The organism is Marinobacterium sedimentorum (assembly GCF_024267675.1).
GTDB classification, from domain to species: domain Bacteria; phylum Pseudomonadota; class Gammaproteobacteria; order Pseudomonadales; family Balneatricaceae; genus Marinobacterium_A; species Marinobacterium_A sedimentorum.
Window position 1 is genome coordinate 175,048 of the sequence record NZ_JALDYX010000004.1, and the last position, 20,099, is coordinate 195,146.

Consider the following 20,099-nt stretch of genomic DNA (forward strand, 5'->3'; position numbering starts at 1 on the left):
GGCTTTTATGGATGGGGTGATGGTTGTGGGTGGAGTTAAGGTCGGCGACGTGCGCCGTGGCTATTCAGAAATAAAATGAGCGTGGTTGTTTTGAGGACAACGCGGGCTGAGGCTGATTGTCGGGCGTATTGCGCACCTGAGCCGTGTGCTCCTCAGTTGGGACCGCTGCAGGAATAGTCGTGTCTGCAGTCTCGGGCTGAGTCACGGTGAGGCGGATACGTTCCGCTGCGGGCTTACGGTATTGCGATAGTGTGGCTTCATCGATCTCGCCCTGCCGATCGGCAATGAGCGCGGGATAATCGACATTACCGTTGACCCAATAACGGCAGAGTTTAATGCCGGCATACTCCGCATGGGCGAATGCACCCATCATCGCCACCAGGCGCTGCTGCACCTCGGTCATGGCCTGCTTATGTGTTTTGAGTTGTTGCTCAAGTGCTTTGGCTTGATGGTTCACCTCCAGGTAATGGTGGGAGAGGGCTGCCCAGCGAGACTGATCAGCCCCTGCGGGAACAAAATAATCCCGCTCAGGGCATTTAGCAGGTTCCTGTCGGTTCTGGATCAGCGTCCAGAACTGACGGGCGTTTTCCTCCAGTGTTGCAAGGAAGGCATCATCCCGGGCAATCTCGAACTCGATCAGCTCATCGGCATAAAAGAACGCCAACCAGCCACGAGGCGCGTTGGCGACTAGAATCTGGTGCTGCACCTGAACCCAGTAAAGCTGATAGGCGCTGCTTTGTTCTGCGGCTGAGCGCACCTCCTCGAATACGTTGGCGGTTGGGCATTTTAGCTCGACCGGTTCACCGGCGTTGTTGATGCCATCGAAGCTGGCGCGCAGCAGGGGGTTATGGTCCGCTTCTGCACACAACGGCAGCAGCATATCCTGGTGCGCCTGCTCGAAGGCCAGGCGAGCTTTGGGTTCCAGTTGGATACCGCGTTGCACGTTAGGGTTAGCGGACAGGTCGTCAGGCAGTATCAGTGCCGTTTTTTCGGCCCAGAGGCGCCAGGGTGTTTTATAGGGCGAACGGTCCATGATGACTGGGGCTTCCGACGCCGTAATACCGCCATTACGCCAGCGGTGCCAGACGGGTGTTCGCTGGGAGAGATCCACGATACGCATGCAGCCTCCTAAACGGGAGACCGTACCCGGCCGGGGTGACAGTCTCCCCCGGGTGGGTTAGTGGGAAAGGCTCAGGACGCCTGGCGCGCCTCAAGCGGTGCGGGGACCTGCTGGCGAGCGATATGAATCTGCTGTTGAGCAAACGCCAGATCCGTTCCCTGGAAATGTTCCTGTGCGTATTCCAGGGCGCTATTCCAGGCGCCGGCCGCCTCTGCTCGTTCGATGAGCTTGCTGACCAGACCTTGGGTCCGCGCAGGGATCTGTGAGAGATCGGCCAACTGTGGCTCAACCATGACCGTGGCTTGGGCCTCAATGATCCGCTCGGCTTCATCCTGATCAAAGATGCCGACAAAGCCGAAGGCAAGGCGCGAACACTGAATCATCGCCTTGTGCCGGAGCATGCGTTTGGTGTGGGTCTGCCAGGGGCCGCTGTTACGATAAGGGCCGTTGCTTCCAACACCCTCAAACGGTGGACGGTAGACCTCATCCAGGTGCTCTGTAATCTTGACCGGATGCGAGCGGTCGCGCCGGTAAATGATGCACTCCATCCACTCAGGGCATTCCTTGGCACCGTCCGGCGTAACGCGGGTGTCGGCACTGCGAAACTCCATGCCATCGAACTGATCATGCTGGTTGATGATTCGCGACCAACCATCGACCCCGACCACCGGTATGATCCCGGCATGCTTGTCCGGAAAGGCATAGATCTCCTTGGTGAAGGGGTTTAGACCGTATTGGTCTGCAACAACCAGCAACGCCATCATTTGCTCGTTACTGGGCGCACTGCCATCCCGTTGCCGGAAAGCAGTCGCCTTGAGCGTCTCGAACAGTTTGCCGGGACTCACATTGAAGCGCTCGGCAAAGCGTTCTGTGAGTTTGGGGTTATTCATGGCGACTCCCTCCACCCAGAGGAAGGTCGGTCAGTATCAGCGAGAAGGTATGACCGCAGTCGCGGCACTCAAAGTTGTCGAGTACGCGCTCATCAATCACCGCGCCCACCTTGGCACCCGCGATACTTCCGGATGCTCCGCCAATCAGGCCGCCAATAATAGCGCCAGCGATACTGCTCACGGCAATCCCCACCGGACCACCGACCACACCGACCGTCATACCCACTCGAGCGCCAGACAGCGCACCAGTGACGCCGGTCACAGTGCCGGCGATGCCACCGGCAGCAGCGCCAATCTTCTTGCCATAATTACGGGTAAACACCTGCGTTGAGCCGCAGGCTGAACAACGAACAGTCATGAGAAACCTCCAGATACGAATGAGATATTGAATAGGGCCGGGAGAGCTCCGGCCCTGAAACACGGCACTTGGTGCGTGATCGGGTAGGTAATATGTATCTGAGATTTTTTTGGGCGCCTCGAAAAACCTCGCCGACCAGCTGTACCCTTGGGTAAAATTCACAGCGTCTGATACAGCCACGGACTGACACCGATGAAGAAGCTACGCAGCGCCCTCAAGACCGATTTGTTTGCCGCCGATCAGCACCGGGAGAAGATCGACCGCCTGGGCGATCCGCTGGCGGAGATCAATCTGCACATCGACTTTTCTGCCCTGGCGGCAGCCGTTGATCGAGTTGCGCCGCGTCCGGTCAGCTCGCAGGGTGGCCGGCCTCCCTTCCCGACGGACACGATGGTGCGGATTCTGGTGCTCAAGCGGCTATACAACCTGTCCGACGAGCAGATGGAATACCAACTGCTGGACCGCATGAGTTACCAGCGCTTTTGCGGACTCACGCAGGTCAGCAACATTCCGGATCGCACCACGATCTGGGCGTTTGAGAACCGGATCGGTGAAGCGGGCGCCAGAGCCCTGTTTGACGGTGTGGCGGATCAACTGATGCGCAGGGGCTATATTGCACGTGGCGGTCAGATCATCGATGCGACGCTGGTCCCTGCGCCCAAGCAACATATCCGCCGTCATGAAAAAGACATCATCGAACAGCAGGCCACGCCCGCCGACTGGAAGCCGGCCCAGCGCCGTCAGAAGGACCTGGATGCCACCTGGACCAAGAAACATGGCAAGAGCCACTTCGGCTATAAGCTGTCGATCAATGTAGACAAGCGCTATAAGGTGATCCGCGAAATTGAGACCAGCACCGCCTCGGTGCATGACAGCCGTCACTTCGAGCAAGTACTGGATCCCTATAACACCAGCCGGAATGTCTACGCCGATCGCGGCTATGCCAGCCAGGCGCGGGAGGCGGATCTCAGGCAGCGTGGCAATCGCCCTGAAATTCAACGCAAAGGGGCGCGTAACCGTCCACTGTCCGACTGCCAGAAACGGCGCAACCACCGCATCGCCAAGATCCGCGCCCGGGTAGAGCATGTGTTCGGGGCCATCGAGCAGATGGGAGGCATGCTGATACGCACCATCGGTCAGGCACGGGCGAACGTAAAAATGACGATGATGGCGACCTGCTACAACCTGAAGCGGTTGGTGTATTTACGCCGAGCCTCGAATCGAGGCTTTCTGATGGCCGCCGTGGGTCGAATGGCGCCCAGCAGGCGTGATTCGAACCACGGATAGGCATCAAACTGATGAAATAAACCTTCATTTGCCGGGGAAATTACCCTGTTTTTGTCGTCGCCGTAGAGCTGTTGCTCAATTCAGCGAAAATCATCGGTTAATCGAGGTGCCCTTTTGTTTGAGTTGGACGAGCCAAGTTTGAGATGAGAAAGAGTAACACTTGCTACTCCAGTGGAGCTGACTAGCGGCGTTTGTATCAGGGCACGTTGGTGGGCCTAATGCTGGCACGGCGAGCGGAACTTCAGGCACCGCCGGTGTGATCACCGTTCGTGACTGTCATTCTGCCTGCAGGGGTCAACGAATGGAGAGGGGTGGACATCAAGAGCTTAGCCCGTAATTCTGCGGTTCCAGTTGCACCCTATGCGGCCTCTCTTTAATGTTACGAAGAAATACATTTTTAATATCGGTAGGTTAGCGCATGGACGAAGCAGACGACGTAACCCACGACGGCGAACAAGATGAGCCTCTTGGGTCTAAGGAAGCCAGGAGAAAACGGCTCAAGGCACATCTATTGGCACAAGCGAAGTATGTGGCTCAGGATGGTTGCGATGGATATTCTCCGAAAACCACTAAGACTTCTGGGCAGGAGAACAAGTTTTCAACAAATATGAATGAGCCCTGCCAGGCAGTACCGGGCGCTCAAGGGCTGAACGATGGAGGCGCTCGCCCCTCCACTGGCGTGCCAGGAGCCCACGGTAATGTTTTTGGTGACAACAGGGCAGCGAACAGCTTCGCTACAGAGGGACCGTATCCTCACTCGCCTAGCAGCTGGCCGCCGATCACCAATCAAATTTTTCCTTCTGTCGGCAATCCGTTTGGGTACAAGCCAACTTCCTTTTTTACCGGCACTCCGTTTGGGTCCAAGCTAAGTGCGCATGATAAGCAGGTTGTCAGCGCACTTCAGATCCTAGAGCAGACTTTCTGGCTGGTTCGAAATGAACTCAAAAGCGTTCTGTTGCAAGAGCGGCGCAGTGGAGAGGTTTTACCGGCAACGCCTGAAGCGATCGAAGATCAGCTTAAGCTGGAATTCTTCAACAAATTCCAACAAGACTTGTCTTCCAAGGCCGCCAAGTCAGCACTTGCCAGGTTTCGCATATCTATCACGCCTTATGATATCTCTCCTTGTTTCGGTCGAGCGGGTTCCGACGTAGAAAGAAATCGATACATTTTTCTGGGTCATGAGACCATCCGATACGCCATGGGTGACCCTACATACGAAGTATGGAATCAACAACAGTCTCATATCGAACCCAAAGACAGCCTACCTAGCGCGTTCAACGTTCGTAGAGGTAGCACCCCTGCAGGGTTGGTCAAGCATCTATTCGAGGTCACAGACATCCCTGTAGAAAACGACCTGTTAATAATTGCATGGAGCATCTTGTCTTGGATGCCTGACCAAAAGCAGGTGCTGCTTGAACTACTCGGTGACACTCCATTCTCCCCTGTTTTTACTCAGGCAGCCATAAAGTATCTATTGGACCCTGCGACGGTGTTGGGGAGCCCACAATTACCCAAAAACTTAAAGCAGCTGGATGATTGTGCGCTAAGAAATTACTTATTGAGCTTCGATCGTGTGGACGAATTTTCCGAGACCATCCAGCAAGGTCTGCTGCAACTACTCGATGGAAAAGCTATATCGTGGAAGTCAAAACCCTCCTCAGTACCCACTGAAATCAGAGTGGTTTGTCCGGTCATGTTGAACAGCCTGGAAAGTGTCGTTTCGTATAAACCTTTGGCAGATAGAACCCTCACCATTGAGCTTTCTAAAAATGGAGATGTCGCACCTGTATCCTTTTCTGATCCGGCCACTCGAACTTTGCTGGATGACACATTCAACGGCTTGCTATCAGTCTTTGGATACGTGAATAGCCATTGGGCATCGGTGGAAACCGACCCTGCGTTTGAGCGGTATGGCGAACTAAGCGACCTCTGTAGGGTCGGCGTTCTTGTTGCTAGAAGCCTTGATCGAGATGATGCAGACTTTCCGAGTCAGCTAGATATGAACCAGCAGACTCGCCGTGAGTATGAACTGGATGAACACCCAGTAGCCCAGGCGTTACTGCGTTGTTTCAAGGACAAAGGCGAGGCCGAACTTGAGGAGGCTGTGAAAGATTGGCAAGAACTTCTCTCTGAGTATCGACTAGATAATAAGCAATCCGACTGGCCCCAGACCCCTCGAGCAATGGGTGCACAGTTCAAAATAGCGGCGCCGATACTTCGATCCTTCGGCATCACGCTTGAGCCTTTAGGGCAACGAGCTGCTAATCGCCGCTGGAGACTTTTCAGGAATCCATCCTCTGAAGGCAAAGAGTAGGGCGGCACGGGAAAGCCCGCCACTCTCTCTACCAAAGTGACATTGTGAGATTGAATTCTGAAAAAAGGCTGATTTTAAGGCCATATTTCATATAAATTAGAATTTTAAACATCACAATGTCACTAATTTCGTAATCAAGATGACGGATCAGCAGCTGTCAGGAGGCAAAGCGCCTCATCATCTACTCTCGCTCAATGTCCTCATAGACATCCATCTACAACCATCAATAAACCTGACGCCCTCGTTACCGCCGTGTACAGCCAACGACAACCCTCCTCGGTGTCCAGCCTTAGCCCCATCGGATCTACGATCACCTGCTCCCATTCACCACCCTGGGCCTTGTGGCAGGTCATGGCATAGCCGAACTTCACCTGTAACGCGTTGTAGTAGGGGTCTGTTTGCATCAGATCCCGAAACTCGGCGCTATCCGGATCCACATAGGGATGCCGCTGCCTGAGCAGCTCAAGCAGCGCATACTGCTCGGTATCCTCAAGGTCCCGTTTGTCAGAGAACAATAAATTCTCTAACACCAAGCACTCCACAGTATTCGAGGAGTCATGAGTGAGATTGAACAGGAGCCTCAGCTCTCTGAAACGCAACGTGACTACCTGACCACTCGGTAGACGCACCCGCTCTATCACCGCCGAGGACATCACGGTATGCACCTGCACCTGGTCACCATTACTCAGTCCTACGGCCGGGCAGTTGCGCGTCACGAGCAGCCGGTCTTCTGGTGTGACTGGAGCCCAAGAGTTGCCCCAGAGCTGCGATCGGACTCCCAGGTTATACTCGCTTGCTATCGCGTTGCTGTAGACCACGGCTACAGATGAGCACCTCTTACGGCTATTAATAGCAATCAGGCCCACGGCTGAGTGAAAATCTATGGAACGTATATCTTGGCTATTGAAGGGTATCGAAATACCTCCACCCGTCCCGCGAAAGATCTGGTCTCGAATTGAGTTGGCCAATGACAGAATGCCGCTTTTCTCGCCTTGGCGCATGACGGTTGTTAACTCATACCGCCGAGTCTGAAGTCCGAACCCGTTATGGAGGTATTCTGGAGAAAGTGCAGGCGATTGTTTGCTTCCTACGGGAGGCAACTGAGCCAGATCGCCGACAAAGAGCAGCTTAATCGGACAACTCGCAACCCCCTCTCTATACAGGTGCTGGACGTACCCCACCAGGTCACTCAGCAACTTGCCGGAACCGAAGCGCATAGAAGACTGGTAGGTCGCGGTATCGCCAACCATCGATGCTTCATCAACGATCATCAGATCAAAGGGGTTACCTTGCTGCCGGATTGGGAAATCCATCTGTACAGCACTGAGCCCTTCCTCTGGGCGCGTGTCGTCGACGCTCAGGCTCGCCATGTAATAGATTGCCCCATGGAGTGTGGATACCGTGGCAGGCCCAATCGCATTGGGTAGCATCCTATCGAGCTTGCCTTGCAGTATCTGGGCCGCACGGCCGGTCGGGGCCACCAGCATGCTGTTCATCCCCAAGCGATGAACAAGCTCAATAATCTTGGCGACGAGTGTGGTTTTGCCTGTACCCGCGCTGCCGCAAAGGACGAACGCCTGGCTAGATGGGGTGTTGAGAAAGTGCTCTATAGCCTTCAGCGCTTCGAGCTGATCCGGGTTGAGCTGAATCTGTTTGTGCATGTGATATACGTCCGAAAAGGCCACAGCTTCCCCTAAGCTCGGGTAGCCCATATGCAGAAGCTGTGGTTGGGGTGGTTTAGAAGAACGGTGCAAGCGATTCACGGAATGCTGCACGGGATAGAACCGGCTCTGGATGTGAGCCGGCGATGAGCAGTCGAAGTCAGAGCAGGCCTGATTCGATCATGTCGATTAAATTGAAGACGCCGAAGCCAGACATGCTGTTGTCACGAGCCGTCCACTTGCCTTTGCCTGGCCAGAAGTCGATCAAGCAGCCGTTACCGGTGACTATCAGATGGATACCGTCGTTGTTGGTGCAGTACTCGATGTTTCGGCTCTCCAGCAATTGCCGGCTGGATTCACGGTTCATGGCGCGCTTATTAATAGGCTTAGTTGGTCCTTTTGCATTCTCTTGAGAGTCGTCGATTGAGGGAAGATCTAGCATGATGAGGTCCTTTGAAAGTGTGGGAATCCCGTCCGTGGGCTGAAGTGACATACCTGTCTGTATCATTGTCATCATCCGTAGAAATTTACTGCGCTGACGTACTGGCTCCTCCTGGAAACAGTCCCTTTGCCTTGCTGTGCCTATAGATCTTAAGCGCCTGCTTTAGGTGCTCAGGCCTTTGCGCCGCCCAGTGCAGTAACGTCCGTGCAGCACCACTGGGTTGACGGCGCCCTTGCTCCCACTCACTGACAGTTCGAGGACTGATCCCCAAGCAACGGGCAAATGTTGTCTGTGTCAGCTTCAGCGATTTACGCGCCTCTATAGCCGCCAGCACCACCGGATCGGTTGTTCTGGCAACAGAATCTTCCGGTGCGGGCCAAAGACACGCATTACCCCCTGTTTTCGACGGCTGTGACGGAGTTTCGGGATTATGGGGATGGGGTTGCCAGTGGTTCTGCGGGATATGAGGCCTACATATCCCCTGCTGTAAGGCTTCAGGGTGCGCTTGTTCGTAGCGCCTCATCCAGAGTTCAGTGATGGATAGGCTATCGTCGGACATGATCGTTCTCCTGCTGTAAGGGGGCGTACGGCAAAGCCGCAGCCATATCATCTGCAGGAGAGCCCGACAGTCCGGACCTTGTTACTTGCGCGTCCCACCGAAGCTCTGGAGCCCTTGGCCAAAACACTTGGTGTCGGCCTTGCATAGATAGCTGGCACGGAAAAACAGGGCCGGCAGCTGTGCATAGTGATCAGATCGGTTAAGGTAGTACTCAGCGTTCGCTGGGATATAAACCAGACCTGGCGCCAAATGCAGCGAGAGACCTAAAGCCGAGTACCAGGCATCTCTGATCATGTTCATGAGACTGCCAGAAACAGAGTGGTACTCCCCTAGGCTGTGAAATTGCTCACGATTGAATAGCAGTAAGAGATGGTAATGCGGCGTACGGGAGTCCTTTAACTCCCTGGCCCAGACCATTCTGACCGCTGAGCGGCAGGCACGCTTGCCCTGTCGAGCCCGACGTTTCTGATAGCTATCCAGTCTGGAATCAAGCGCCTTCTTGAAGCGATCGATGACTTCATTACCGGATATGATGTCACCTGTCGGCCCGGCACACCTCAGGTCTACCCGTACAGCAAATACTCTCGTGAAGTCCTGTGTGGCGTTGTTGATAACGTACAGCAGACGATCCAGATACTCCTTGACCAGTGCCCCGTCGTTGTAGACAGGCCAGCCCCGATAATGGGATTCGTTCCAGAGCGTCAGATTATGATTTCCCGGTACACGTTTTTGATACATGATGAACTCCGTTGAAGTCAGAATCCTCAGTAGCCATGCACGCACCATTACTGACCAAATGTTTAGTCAGTAAATTATGCATATAGTATGGAGACTTGGCGCACTTGAGCGCCCAGAGAGTGGGGAGGGGTTTATATTAATATACCGGAGCCATATTGACGGCAAACCTAGGCAAATAACCCCAAAAACCCCACAAATCACGGCGTTTTGATGCCCTGGCTACTCGAGGAAAAAAGAAGGTTGCAGGAAAATAAAGAAATGAGGCGACAGCCTCTTGGGTTTTGCAGGGTCTACCGAATATCTGGCTGGTCGCGCTCGTCTATACGCGCTTGAATCCAAGCAAGCACTTCCTCCTCCACCCAGGCAACAGAATTCGCGCCAAGACCCACGGATGCTGGGAAAGTACCCTCTTTAATTTTGCGGTAAACGCTGGATCGGCACTGAGCAGTCAGGTACAGAACTTCGGGTAAACGTAAAAGTCGCATGAGTATTGCTCCCTAGCAGATTGACTCATGCGATAGGGCAGCCCTGTAAGAATTTACTCCGAGGGAGCTCACAGGGTCTCATCGCGGCTATTTGAGGCACTGAGATGTTGATCCAAAAGCCAACAGTGAAGGTCAACGTGTTGGCCCACCAAGGTCATGGCATCAATGTAATCGTGCGGGAACTTGGGCTGCCACGCAGCCCCCAAACGAGCCCCTCACAGACACGGGTTACGTTCAGGAGTGGCTTGAAGCAGCTCGCTCTGGATCCCAGCTACTGTTCTGTTGCGTGCTAGGCGACAGCGCAGGCCTACGAGGGGTTCGGTTACAGCGTCCGCTACTACAGCCTCTGCCGCTCTTTGTCCCTCTGCAACAATTCACTGTTCACTGGCCGTCAATAAATGCCGGGTTCCGCTTCTTATACTGGCTTCAATCTCCTGCGAAGGCGTTACGGTCTTTACGGGGTTTTGACCTACAAGAACAAATAAAGGGGTAGTTTATGACCGCTACAGTAGACCCGATTACGCTGGCTGTTGTCCGCGGCGCGCTTGAGACGGCGCAGCGCGAGATGACGCTGACGCTGGAGAAAACCGGGCGTTCCAGCGTCTTCAACCTGGCGCACGATTACAGCAACGCGCTGTTCGATCACTTTCCGGAGATGATTCTGCAGGGGCAGGATATCCCGATTCACCTGGGCTCGCTGATTCCGGCGATGAAGTGTGTGGCCGAGTATTTCGGAGACGACATTCAGGAAGGCGATGTGATCTACCACAACGATCCCGCCTACAAGGGCAGTCATATTCTCGACTGCTGCATGTACAAACCGGTGTTCTATCAGGGCGAGCTGGTATTTTGGAGCGTCTGCAAGGGTCACCTGACCGATATCGGTGGCCCGGTACCCGCCGGCTATAACCCGGATGCCAAAGAGATTTATGCCGAGGGCCTGCGCATTCCACCGGTCAAGCTGTGGGAGCGAGGCAAGCGGCGCGAGGATGTGATTAATCTGCTACTGACCAACATGCGTGCGCGCCGTGATCAGGAAGGCGATATCAATGCGCAGTACGGCGCCTGCCGTGTTGGCGAGCGCAACATGATCGCGCTGCTCGACAAGTACGGCGTGGATACGGTTAAGGCCTGTATTGCCGAACTAAAGAACGCGGCCGATCAGCAGATGCGTTCCCTGGTCCGCTCGGTGCCCGATGGTGAATATCTTGGCAGCGCACTGCTTGAAGATGCCGGCCATGGCTTTGGTGAGATGGAAATCACCGCCAAGGTGACCGTGCAGGGCGATAACCTGCATATCGAGGTACAGAGCCCGCCGCAGATACCCTATTTCATCAATTCCTACGAAGGCAACTCGATGTCCGGCGTCTACCTGGGGTTGATGATGTTTGCGCAGCTGCCGCCGCCTTACAACGAGGGTCTCTATCGCTGCGTAACAGTGGACCTGGGCGCGAAGGGCACCCTGTGTAACGCCCAGGAACCCGCGCCCCATGTCAACTGCACCACGACACCCATGGAGACGCTGACTGATGCGGTGCGCATGGCGCTGGAAAAGGCGGCGCCCGAACGGGTCACTGCCTCCTGGGGACACGCCAGTGGTATTAATATCGCCGGCATCGATCCCCGTAGTGACGAACAGTACGTCACCATGGTGCTGGCGTCGATTATCTCCGGTGCGGGTGCCACCCAGGTGATGGACGGCTGGCACGCCTGTGGCCCGCTGAGCTGCTTCGGTGCGCTTAGTTCCGGTGATATAGAACTGCTTGAATATGCCTACCCGATCATCATCCATCGTTATGGCCTGGTGCAGGACAGCGGCGGGGCAGGTTACCACCGGGGCGGCTCGGGCACGGCCTGGGAGGTCGAACCGATTGGTCACGAGATGACGGTGATTGCCTTCGGTGAGGGGCGACAGATTCCGACGATGGGCGCGGCTGGGGCGAAGAACGGGCTGCAGGACGAGAAACTCGGCCGGCTGGTGGTGTCCGGTAACGGCAAGGAACAGGTCTACCGGGCCAATACCATCGTCACCATCAATCCGGGCGAGCGCGTCACTAATGTTAACCCGGGCGGCGGTGGCTACGGCGATCCGTTTAGCCGCACTATCGATGCGGTGCTGGAAGATTATCGTAATGGTCTGGTATCGCTGAAAGGTGCCGAGCTTGAATACGGTGTCGCCATCCGGCCGCAGGATGGCTCTCTTGACGAGGCGCAGACCGCGCGTCTGCGTGAACAGGCCCATCGCCATTCTGCGTGATCAAACACCAACGACTGAGGATAATAATATGCGTAGTAAATATCGTCTGGGTGTGGATGCCGGTGGCACCTTTACCGACTTCGTACTGGCTGAGAAGACTGGCGACGTGCGGGTCTTCAAGAGCCCGTCGACCCCGCACGACGGCACCATTGCCATCAAGGCGGGCCTGGCCCAGATCAGCGAGGCGCTGGGTGAGTCGGTGGAGTCGATTATTCAGCAGTGTGACCTTTGCATCAACGGCACTACTGTGGCGCTGAATGCGCTGATCGAGAAGAAGGGGGCCAAGGTCGGGCTGCTCTGTACTGCAGGTCATGAAGACAGCATCGAGATCCGCCTCGGTCACAAGGAGGAAGGCTACCGTTATGATGCCGACTTCCCACCGGCCCATATGATAGTGCCACGCCATCTGCGCCGGCCGATTTCGGGGCGTGTTTTGGTCGATGGATCGGAGCACACACCGTTGGATGAGGCGGCAGTGCGCGAAGCGGTGCGCTATTTCAAGGAAGAGGGCGTTGAAAGCGTGGCGATCTCCTTTGTCTGGGCGGTGCGCAACCCTGATCATGAGCGCCGCGCCCGTGAGATCGTGCAGGAGATGATGCCGGGGGTGTTCGTCTGCACCGGTACCGAGGTTGATCCGCAAGTGCGTGAGTACACCCGTACCTCCACCACCGTCGTCAACGCTTACCTGAGTCCGGTGATGCGGCGCTATGTCGAGCGTATTGACGACTATTTCCGTTCATTGGGCGTGCGTCATCCGGTGCGTTACTTCCAGTCCAACGGCGGTCTGTCCATCGGCGAAGCGATGCAGGGGCGGGCGGTGAATGCCATCAACTCGGGGCCGGCTTCGGCGCCGCAGGCGGGGCTCTACGTCGCCAAGCCCTTTGATATCGATAATGTGATTACTGTTGATATGGGGGGCACCTCGTTCGATATCACCCTGACCAAGGGTGGGCAGACCAACCTGAACAAGAACATCGACTTTCTGCGCTATCGCATCGGGGTGCCGATGATCCAGGTTGAGACCCTGGGTGCCGGCGGCGGCTCTATCTGCCAGGTGGACGAATACGGTATGCTGCAGGTGGGACCTGAGAGCGCAGGCGCGACGCCCGGACCTGTCTGCTATGGCAAGGGCGGCACCCGGCCGACGGTGACCGATGCCAACCTGGTACTGGGCTACCTGAACCCCGATGCCGTGCTCGGCGGCACCATCCGGCTGGATGCCGAGGCCGCCCTTGCGGCGGTGCGCAAGCATGTTGCCGAGCCGCTGGGTATCAGTGTCGAGCGGGCGGCCTACGGCATCAGCACCATCGTCAACCTCAATATGGTCAGCGGCATTCGCCGGGTCTCGATCGAGCGTGGCTATGACCCCCGAGATTTTGCCCTGGTCTGCGCCGGCGGCGCCGGTGGTATGCATATCACCGCCCTGGCCGAGGAGATCGGCAGCAATACAGTGCTGGTACCTAAGGTAGCCTCGGTGTTCTGTGCCTTCGGTCAGATCATTTCCGATGTTCGCTATAATTACATGGCTACCGAACCGATGCGTCTTGATGGCACGGCCAACTTGGATACGCTCAATATGCGCTTCGACGATCTGGAGCAACGCGGTACCGAGCACCTGCAGGCCGATGGTTTCGCGCCTGAGGCTATTTCGGCCTCGCGCAGCGCTGAGATGCGCTATGTCGGTCAGATTCATGAGTGCAGTGTAGATATAGCAGGGGGGGTGATTACGCCGGATAGGCTTGCGACCATCCTGGCGGATTTCCACAAGCGGCATGAGGAGTTGTATACCTATGCTGAGCCGCATAATCCGGTGGAGCTGGTCAATATTGAGACCACGCTGGTCGGGCAGGTCAGCAAACCGCCGGTACGCACACTCACCCCCTCGGGTTGCACACTGAGCGATGCCCTGACCGAAACCCGGCCGATGTTGTTCGACGGTGAGGGCCACTGGGTTGATACACCGGTCTATGCTGGCGAGCGGCTGGATCCGGGTCTCCTGGTTGAAGGTCCCGCGGTGGTGGAAGAGCCGACGACTAATATCGTTGTGCGTCCAGGCTGGACGCTGGTGCTCGAGCCTAACAACTGTTATCGCATCACGCGCAACGCATAGGGGAGGCCCGCGCCACAAGCTAACCCCGGGAGACCCCGGGGTTAGCTTGTATAATGCAACTCCCGCGGTTGCCCTGGGTGGCACCGTTTAAGGATAGACAGGCGCCGCTTTGGAGCCGGCGGTATCGCAAGGAGCATAATAACTAGAATAAGAGGGTGCTCAAATGCACAAGAGTTACAATACTAGCCTGATTCCCCGTGCCGAACGGGCGGGGTACTGGCGTGAAGTGATCGACAAGACTTATTTTCCGCTCACGCTCGATTTCCGCGAGCCGGAAGCTTTTAGCGGTTCGCTGTCGTGCTGGAACGTCGAGCAGATCAGTATTTCCCGGCTGGAAACATCCGCGACCCGTTACCGGCGCAATGCCCGCAATATCAGCAAAGAAGAAGATAGCCCCTTTCTGATTACCATTCCGCAACTGCAGCCGGTCGATTTTAGCCAGGATCGTCACAAGGTGATTTGCAATCCGGGTTCTTTCATCCTGGAACGCAGCGACCTGCCCTATGAGTTTAGCTATGCCCGGGATAATCAGCTCTGGGTGCTGCGAGTGCCTGATGCCAATCTGCGCACCCGGGTGCGGACACCGGAGCGCTTCCTCTATATGGAGTTCAGCCTGCTGCAGGGGGCCGGGGCGCTGTTTTCGGATTTCCTCGCTAGCCTGGTCAGGCAGGTACCCTACCTGGGCACTCAAGGAGCAGGCCTGGCCAGTCAGCAACTGTTGGAATTACTGGCACTGACGCTGGAGGATGATGACCGGGTCATTGCCAGCGGTGAGGCCTGCGTAAGCAATGCTCACCTGATGCGGATCGAGCATTTCGTGCGCGAGAACATCACCAATCCGGATCTGTCTCCGGAGCTGATCGCCTCGGCGTGCCAGATTTCGACACGCTACATGCACAAGCTTTTTCAGGGCTCCGGCCAGACGGTTGGCCAGTGGATTAAGGAAGTTCGACTGCAGGCAGCGATGAACGATATCAGGAGCGGCTCGTCGAAAGTCACCCTGGCCGAGGTTGCCTATAGGTGGGGCTTCGCAGACCAGGCTCATTTCTGCCGTTCCTTCAAGTCACGCTTCGGCTGCACCGCCAGGGAAGCGCGGGAATCTGCTCGGGAGGACCTGTAGAACTGGAAAATAGTTGAGCATGGAGCAGCGTCTTATTTTTACCCGCCGGACTTTGTCCGGTTTTTTTGTGAGCTAGAGATGGGTTTCGCAAGACTCAACCCATCCTCGGTGTGCGGATCGCGACCAAATGTAGGTTAACGGCGCTGGCAGGCTGCATTTATATACAGCCGATGACCGGGCGCCGCGTAACCCAACAGGGATTCCCATGGAGCAGTTATTCACCGGTACCGCCGCGTGCAATAGATCGTGCGCTTTCGGTCAATTAACGATTTTCTATCTCTTGTACTTTTGGAGGGTCTTAATCCAACAATAAAGAGAGACATCATGGCTGGAAATATAAAATCAGACGGCAGCAATGCCGATTATTCCGCGGTGGCCGTTCCCCATAAGGAACGGATGAAAAAGAATTCCCTGACCATGGCCTGGTGGGCCATCTGTAGTGCCATGTTCTGGCTGGTGGTCGCGGCCACCCTGGCGATGAACTTCGGCACCCTCAATGCGATCATCGGGCTGGTGCTGTCGGTAATCACTTTTGGTGTCGTTAACGGCATTATCGCCCGTTATGCCATCAAGACCGGACTTTCGGTAGCCTTGTTCTCCCGCGTATTGTTCGGTCATCTGGGGGCGAGTCTCGCGACCCTGATATTTTTCGCCACGGCGATCTATTACAGCGTGTTTGAAGGTTCTGTGATCGCGGTGGCGATACAGAGCTATTTCCCGTCGCTGACGCTGAACGAGGCTTACTTGCTGGTGGTCTTCTATAGCGTGCCGTTGGTCTTTGGCAGTGTCCAGAACTGGCTTGATAAATTCAACGGCGTACTGCTGCCCTTTTATATCCTGGGTCTGATTGCCGCAGTGGTCATGTCAATCTGGGCGTTCGGTTATTCCAACGACTGGCTGACTATGGGGCCTGAAACAGGACCGGTCGAAAATGGCTGGTGGAACTGCTTTACCTACTTTATGGGTGTTTGGATCCTGATGATGTATACATGGGATTACGCCCGCTTCGGACATCAGGACGATGCGGATTACCATGCCAAGGTCAATTTTGGCATGCCGTTCTATCTGTTTACTTTCCTGGTCAATGGCCTGGTCGGGATTTTCCTGGCGGCAACCATCCCGACCGAGGGCGGCTTGTCGGAAGTGTCCGTGGTACTGGCCATCATTCAGCTGATGGGCATCTGGGGGCTGCTGTTCGTCTGGGTCAGCCAGACACGGATTAATACAGCCAACTTTTACCTGGCCGCAGAAAACATGCAGGCATTTTTCGAACGCTTCGGCCTGGTCCGGGTTCCTCGCTTTGCCTGGGCCATGGCGGTGGGAGCCGTGGTATATTTTCTGATGCGCCTGAATGTGTTCAGTTTCATTCTGCAGGCGTTGGCGTATCAGGGCATCTTTGTCGTGGCCTGGGTGGCAATTGCGCTGGCGCATATATTTTCGCCCCGTTACGACCAGCTGTTCGATGGCCGCATCGAGTATCAGCTCGACCGCGTCACTGCGCTCAACCCCTGCGGCCTGATTGCCTGGTTCCTCGCGGCCGGACTCGGAATTCTGTTACTCAATTACGGTAATGCGGAGCTGGCCCTGTTTGCCTCACCGGTGACCTTTGTCGTGGCGTTCTGCAGTTACTGGCTGCTGCTCAACAGTGCCAGGCAGCACTGGTTCGTTAAAGCCGAAGCCTGAGCGCCGTAAATCCGGGGCTCCATTAATGTCCCCTGTATACACGCCTTCCTCCTGACCCGCAGCCAGGGCGACCTTTGAGGTCGCCCTGGCTGCTTTGTTTCATATACAGGTTTTCTGTCTGGGAAAGCACTGTCAGGCGTTTGGCTCTCAACTATACCGGCACTGTCATGCGCAAAGCACGAACGTCCCCGGCCAACTGAGATATGAAATCGGACCTTGCCCAGCACTGGGGCATCCTGCCGCGCCTAACTGAGCTTGGGCTGTAATGGTTCAAAACTATCCCAAATCGATCTTTCCCTCGCGACGATCGGTCAAGCCCGACAGGCGGCTAGCGGTCTAGCTCTTGCTTTTTAATATGGCAGAAGCACAGCGGCGGGGCGGCGGGTGCAATACAAGGCTCCTATCAGGTCACAAACGCTGGGCACGGAATGTTCAGGGAACACCGACGTCGATCGAGAGGTCAACGCAAAGGCAGCTTGGCCAATCCCAGCACGGGTCAGATCGGGCCGGTGCTCGGAACTATAGTGGACTGAGTGTCCCAACAGTTTCCGCGGCGTGACATGCTGATTGTCACGTGGCGGTTGTTGAGCCACTTCATCACCGGCTCCGAACGATACTGCGCTCCCTGGTCGGAATGAAATAACAGCTTGTTACCGTCTGGGCGGCGGCACGTCCATGCTTTGTCCAACGCCTTAACCACCAGGTCGGCATTGTTTATCGCGCCAGCGGCCCACCCCACGATGCGTCTGGAGTGCAAGTCCATTACCGTCGCGATGTACAGCCAGCCGTTCGTCGCCCGGATCTGTGTAATGTCGGACACCCAGACCCGGTTAGGCTGACTGACAGCGAACTGTCTGTTCAGCAGATTTGGCAGCACCGGTAGCCCAGCTGAAGGCCGCCTGTGGCCTGGTTTGAGCGCTCTGCATGAGCGATAACCGGCTTTTTGCAACACCCGCTGAACCCGGTTACGGCTGCAGTCATAGCCTGCCCCAACCGCGATCCGCCAGAGTTTTCGGTACCCCGGGATCCCATGCTCCGCCTTGGCCGTGTTCAGCAAAAACGTTCTCAGCGCCAGGTTCGCATGCTGCTGCGGGGACGGGGTTGCGTGCAACCAACGATAATATCCTGAGCGAGCGACATCGAGCGCTGCACAGAGCGGCGCCACAGGCCAGCGTACCGACTGATAACGACGGAAAAACGTGAACCTTATGTCGGGTGGTCGCCCAAGTACGCTTGCGCCTTTTTTAGGATTTCGTTCTCCAGCTCCAACCGTGCGAGCTTGCGCTGCAGTGCCTTATTGGCCCGTTCCAGATCCTTGATGCTCTTCTCAGGGCCCGTATTCTGCACGGCTGGCGTGCCCGTTGATGCTGCTTTGCGAGTTAAGGCGCTTCTCCATCGGTAAAGAATACGGGGGGTGATACCCAATTTAACAGCGACAGCATGTACTGTCTCTGCTGAGTCGATGGAGGCCTGCACCGCAGCGCACTTAAACTCCGGTGTGTACTGTCGATAGGACTGCGTCTTCATGGAACCACCTTTTCTGGTTGTGAAAAAAGGTGTCCACTAATTCGGGGTCACATCAAAAGCCGACAGGTGGGCACCCTGCGAGGCACGAATAGGATATTAAATCGCAAGAATTAAATCAGCAGTTGAAGAACAGTGTGGAGGGGCCTGAGTCGGCCCCTCGGTTCGTTCTTTCGGGTTTTTTCAGGCAACCCGGGTGTCTGTCGGGGTGTCCAGACTGAACTGTTTAATGGCCGTTGCGATAATATGCCGACCGATCGGTAGTGCCGAGGTGGCGGCGGGGGACGGCGCATTGCAGACGTTGATGGTGCGGGCGCTATTGACGAATAGGAAGTCGTCGACCAGTTTGCCGTCGTGAGATACCGCCTGGGCCCGCACGCCGGCCGGGTAGGGCAGCAGGTCCGCTTTTTCGATTATGGGGCAGTACTTGCGCACCAGCTTCAGGTAACCGCCCTTGTGCAGTGAATTTTTCAGTTCGGTGAGGCCGGGTTGCAAATTCTGTTTCAGCACCTTGATAATACCCGGATAGGACAGGGTTTCGAGGCTGTCCCGCAGTGAAATGTCGGTCTTGCGGTAACCCTCCCGCTTCCAGGCCAGTACCGCATTGGGCCCGACTGTGACGCTGCCATCGATCATCCGCGTCAGATGGACCCCAAGAAACGGCATCGACGGATCGGGAATCGGATAGATCAGATGGTTGACTATCTGATTGTGTTCGGGCTTGAGCCTGAAATATTCGCCGCGGAACGGGCAGATCCGGAATGAGGGCTTCTGGCCGAGCATACGCACGATGCGGTCGGCCATAAGGCCGGAGCAGGAAATCATATAGCGACTGCTGAAGGTGCCCTGGCGGGTCTGGACCTGTACCTCTGACGCCCGCTCCTCAATGCCGGTGACGGTACTGTTGAAGTGGATCTCGCCACCCATGGCCCTGAACTCGCGTCCCATCGCCTCGGTGACGGCGCGGTAATCGACAATGCCGCTCGAGGGGATAAAGATTCCCCCCACGCCGGTGATGTTGGGTTCACGTTCCTTCAGCTCGCCGGCACTGAGCCAGTAGCGTTCGAGACCGTTGGCCTCGGTGCGCTCCCACAAGGCCTTCATGCGCTCCATTTCCAGCGCATTGGTGGCCACCAGCAGTTTGCCGCATGTCTGGTACGCAATGCCGTGGCTGTCGCAGAAGGCCTTGGTGTCGCGGTTGCCTTCGAGGCAGAACTTCGCCTTCAGGCTGCCCGGGGTATAGTAGACGCCGGCATGGATCACGCCGCTGTTATGGCCTGTCTGATGCTTGGCCAGCCGGGACTCTTTCTCGAGGACCAGGACCTTGCGCTCGGGAAAGGCTTTCAGCAGTTGCATGGCCGTCGACATGCCCACGATGCCGCCGCCAATGATGATGAAATCGTACATCCTGACCTCACTTTTCGATTGATTGGGCCACCGGTGTTGCCGGTGGCCAGGAGGTTGATGCAGCCCAGCCAGAGTCAATCCCAGGCTGCAGCGCTTGGTTTGCAGGGCAACCCTCAATGCCGGTGGCGGCTCGCGGTTGCCCTG

17 protein-coding genes are annotated in these 20,099 nt (G+C 56.2%); 6 read left to right on the top strand and 11 right to left on the bottom strand.

Features of this window, described 5'->3' with window-relative positions; translation table 11 throughout:
* Positions 1 to 64: 64 nt before the first annotated feature.
* The 3 genes from MRS74_RS06260 to MRS74_RS06270 all read right to left on the bottom strand — a co-directional run bounded on the left by MRS74_RS06260 (position 65) and on the right by MRS74_RS06270 (position 2,368).
* The gene (locus MRS74_RS06260) at positions 65 to 1,120 is read right to left on the bottom strand and encodes a YqaJ viral recombinase family nuclease (RefSeq protein WP_306421962.1); all 1,056 of its coding nucleotides are present in this window, start codon (positions 1,118 to 1,120) and stop codon (positions 65 to 67) included.
* Between the two features lie 71 nt (positions 1,121 to 1,191).
* Positions 1,192 to 2,010 carry a phage recombination protein Bet gene (bet, locus tag MRS74_RS06265; RefSeq protein WP_254579421.1) on the bottom strand — a complete coding sequence of 273 codons (819 nt, stop codon included), beginning with the start codon at positions 2,008 to 2,010 and terminating at the stop codon, positions 1,192 to 1,194.
* A complete protein-coding gene (locus MRS74_RS06270; RefSeq protein ID WP_254579422.1) occupies positions 2,003 to 2,368 on the bottom strand; it encodes a hypothetical protein in 366 nt (121 codons plus the stop codon). The genes bet and MRS74_RS06270 overlap by 8 nt, the downstream gene beginning before the upstream one ends.
* A 192-nt stretch (positions 2,369 to 2,560) precedes the next feature.
* Between MRS74_RS06270 and MRS74_RS06275 the strand changes: the two genes are divergently transcribed.
* Positions 2,561 to 3,655: an IS5 family transposase gene (locus tag MRS74_RS06275; RefSeq protein WP_254579423.1), complete on the top strand. Its 1,095-nt coding sequence runs from the start codon at positions 2,561 to 2,563 to the stop codon at positions 3,653 to 3,655.
* A 418-nt stretch (positions 3,656 to 4,073) separates the two neighbouring features.
* Positions 4,074 to 5,969 (top strand): AICE-type RepA C-terminal domain-containing protein, encoded by a 1,896-nt coding sequence (locus MRS74_RS06280; protein ID WP_254579424.1) that lies wholly within the window; start codon positions 4,074 to 4,076, stop codon positions 5,967 to 5,969.
* A 200-nt stretch (positions 5,970 to 6,169) separates the two neighbouring features.
* Here MRS74_RS06280 and MRS74_RS06285 read toward each other — a convergent pair whose 3' ends face one another.
* The 5 genes from MRS74_RS06285 to MRS74_RS06305 form a co-directional block, all read right to left on the bottom strand.
* Positions 6,170 to 7,630: an ATP-dependent DNA helicase gene (locus MRS74_RS06285; RefSeq protein WP_254579425.1), complete on the bottom strand. Its 1,461-nt coding sequence runs from the start codon at positions 7,628 to 7,630 to the stop codon at positions 6,170 to 6,172.
* Positions 7,631 to 7,790: 160 nt separating this feature from the next.
* On the bottom strand, positions 7,791 to 8,072 hold the full coding sequence (locus tag MRS74_RS06290; RefSeq protein ID WP_254579426.1) for a hypothetical protein: 282 nt from the start codon (positions 8,070 to 8,072) through the stop codon (positions 7,791 to 7,793).
* Between the two features lie 85 nt (positions 8,073 to 8,157).
* The gene (locus MRS74_RS06295; RefSeq protein WP_306421963.1) at positions 8,158 to 8,682 is read right to left on the bottom strand and encodes a helix-turn-helix domain-containing protein; all 525 of its coding nucleotides are present in this window, start codon (positions 8,680 to 8,682) and stop codon (positions 8,158 to 8,160) included.
* A 30-nt stretch (positions 8,683 to 8,712) separates the two neighbouring features.
* Complete coding sequence (locus MRS74_RS06300; RefSeq protein WP_254579427.1) at positions 8,713 to 9,369, bottom strand: inovirus Gp2 family protein; 657 nt, start codon at positions 9,367 to 9,369, stop codon at positions 8,713 to 8,715.
* Positions 9,370 to 9,659: 290 nt separating this feature from the next.
* Positions 9,660 to 9,854 (bottom strand): helix-turn-helix transcriptional regulator, encoded by a 195-nt coding sequence (locus MRS74_RS06305; protein ID WP_254579428.1) that lies wholly within the window; start codon positions 9,852 to 9,854, stop codon positions 9,660 to 9,662.
* Between the two features lie 496 nt (positions 9,855 to 10,350).
* On the opposite strand from MRS74_RS06305, the gene capB reads away from it, so the two are divergent.
* From capB to MRS74_RS06325, 4 genes are all read left to right on the top strand, one after another.
* A complete protein-coding gene (gene capB / locus MRS74_RS06310; RefSeq protein WP_254579429.1) occupies positions 10,351 to 12,111 on the top strand; it encodes a caprolactamase subunit beta in 1,761 nt (586 codons plus the stop codon).
* Positions 12,112 to 12,139: 28 nt separating this feature from the next.
* On the top strand, positions 12,140 to 14,221 hold the full coding sequence (gene capA / locus MRS74_RS06315) for a caprolactamase subunit alpha (RefSeq protein ID WP_254579430.1): 2,082 nt from the start codon (positions 12,140 to 12,142) through the stop codon (positions 14,219 to 14,221).
* A 163-nt stretch (positions 14,222 to 14,384) separates the two neighbouring features.
* Complete coding sequence (locus MRS74_RS06320) at positions 14,385 to 15,341, top strand: AraC-like ligand-binding domain-containing protein (protein ID WP_254579431.1); 957 nt, start codon at positions 14,385 to 14,387, stop codon at positions 15,339 to 15,341.
* A 324-nt stretch (positions 15,342 to 15,665) separates the two neighbouring features.
* Positions 15,666 to 17,024 (top strand): purine-cytosine permease family protein, encoded by a 1,359-nt coding sequence (locus MRS74_RS06325; protein WP_254579432.1) that lies wholly within the window; start codon positions 15,666 to 15,668, stop codon positions 17,022 to 17,024.
* Between the two features lie 496 nt (positions 17,025 to 17,520).
* On the opposite strand, the gene MRS74_RS24185 is transcribed toward MRS74_RS06325, so the two are convergent.
* From MRS74_RS24185 to lhgD, 3 genes are all read right to left on the bottom strand, one after another.
* On the bottom strand, positions 17,521 to 18,234 hold the full coding sequence (locus MRS74_RS24185; RefSeq protein ID WP_368671252.1) for an IS3 family transposase: 714 nt from the start codon (positions 18,232 to 18,234) through the stop codon (positions 17,521 to 17,523).
* On the bottom strand, positions 18,231 to 18,551 hold the full coding sequence (locus tag MRS74_RS06330; RefSeq protein ID WP_254579433.1) for a transposase: 321 nt from the start codon (positions 18,549 to 18,551) through the stop codon (positions 18,231 to 18,233). Before MRS74_RS06330 ends, MRS74_RS24185 begins: the two co-directional genes overlap by 4 nt.
* Positions 18,552 to 18,731: 180 nt before the next feature.
* Positions 18,732 to 19,955, bottom strand: coding sequence for an L-2-hydroxyglutarate dehydrogenase (lhgD, locus tag MRS74_RS06335; RefSeq protein ID WP_254579434.1), 1,224 nt, complete (start codon positions 19,953 to 19,955; stop codon positions 18,732 to 18,734).
* Positions 19,956 to 20,099: the final 144 nt, after the last annotated feature.

Coding starts and splice junctions, on each gene's coding strand:
- MRS74_RS06290 (WP_254579426.1), bottom strand. CDS start 8,072: ATGCTAGATCTTCCCTCAATCGACGACTCTCAAGAGAATGCAAAAGGA.
- MRS74_RS06330 (WP_254579433.1), bottom strand. CDS start 18,551: ATGAAGACGCAGTCCTATCGACAGTACACACCGGAGTTTAAGTGCGCT.
- MRS74_RS06295 (WP_306421963.1), bottom strand. CDS start 8,682: ATGATATGGCTGCGGCTTTGCCGTACGCCCCCTTACAGCAGGAGAACG.
- MRS74_RS06320 (WP_254579431.1), top strand. CDS start 14,385: ATGCACAAGAGTTACAATACTAGCCTGATTCCCCGTGCCGAACGGGCG.
- MRS74_RS06325 (WP_254579432.1), top strand. CDS start 15,666: ATGGCTGGAAATATAAAATCAGACGGCAGCAATGCCGATTATTCCGCG.
- MRS74_RS06275 (WP_254579423.1), top strand. CDS start 2,561: ATGAAGAAGCTACGCAGCGCCCTCAAGACCGATTTGTTTGCCGCCGAT.
- lhgD (WP_254579434.1), bottom strand. CDS start 19,955: ATGTACGATTTCATCATCATTGGCGGCGGCATCGTGGGCATGTCGACG.
- capB (WP_254579429.1), top strand. CDS start 10,351: ATGACCGCTACAGTAGACCCGATTACGCTGGCTGTTGTCCGCGGCGCG.
- MRS74_RS06300 (WP_254579427.1), bottom strand. CDS start 9,369: ATGTATCAAAAACGTGTACCGGGAAATCATAATCTGACGCTCTGGAAC.
- MRS74_RS06305 (WP_254579428.1), bottom strand. CDS start 9,854: ATGCGACTTTTACGTTTACCCGAAGTTCTGTACCTGACTGCTCAGTGC.
- capA (WP_254579430.1), top strand. CDS start 12,140: ATGCGTAGTAAATATCGTCTGGGTGTGGATGCCGGTGGCACCTTTACC.
- MRS74_RS06280 (WP_254579424.1), top strand. CDS start 4,074: ATGGACGAAGCAGACGACGTAACCCACGACGGCGAACAAGATGAGCCT.
- MRS74_RS06270 (WP_254579422.1), bottom strand. CDS start 2,368: ATGACTGTTCGTTGTTCAGCCTGCGGCTCAACGCAGGTGTTTACCCGT.
- bet (WP_254579421.1), bottom strand. CDS start 2,010: ATGAATAACCCCAAACTCACAGAACGCTTTGCCGAGCGCTTCAATGTG.
- MRS74_RS06285 (WP_254579425.1), bottom strand. CDS start 7,630: ATGCACAAACAGATTCAGCTCAACCCGGATCAGCTCGAAGCGCTGAAG.
- MRS74_RS06260 (WP_306421962.1), bottom strand. CDS start 1,120: ATGCGTATCGTGGATCTCTCCCAGCGAACACCCGTCTGGCACCGCTGG.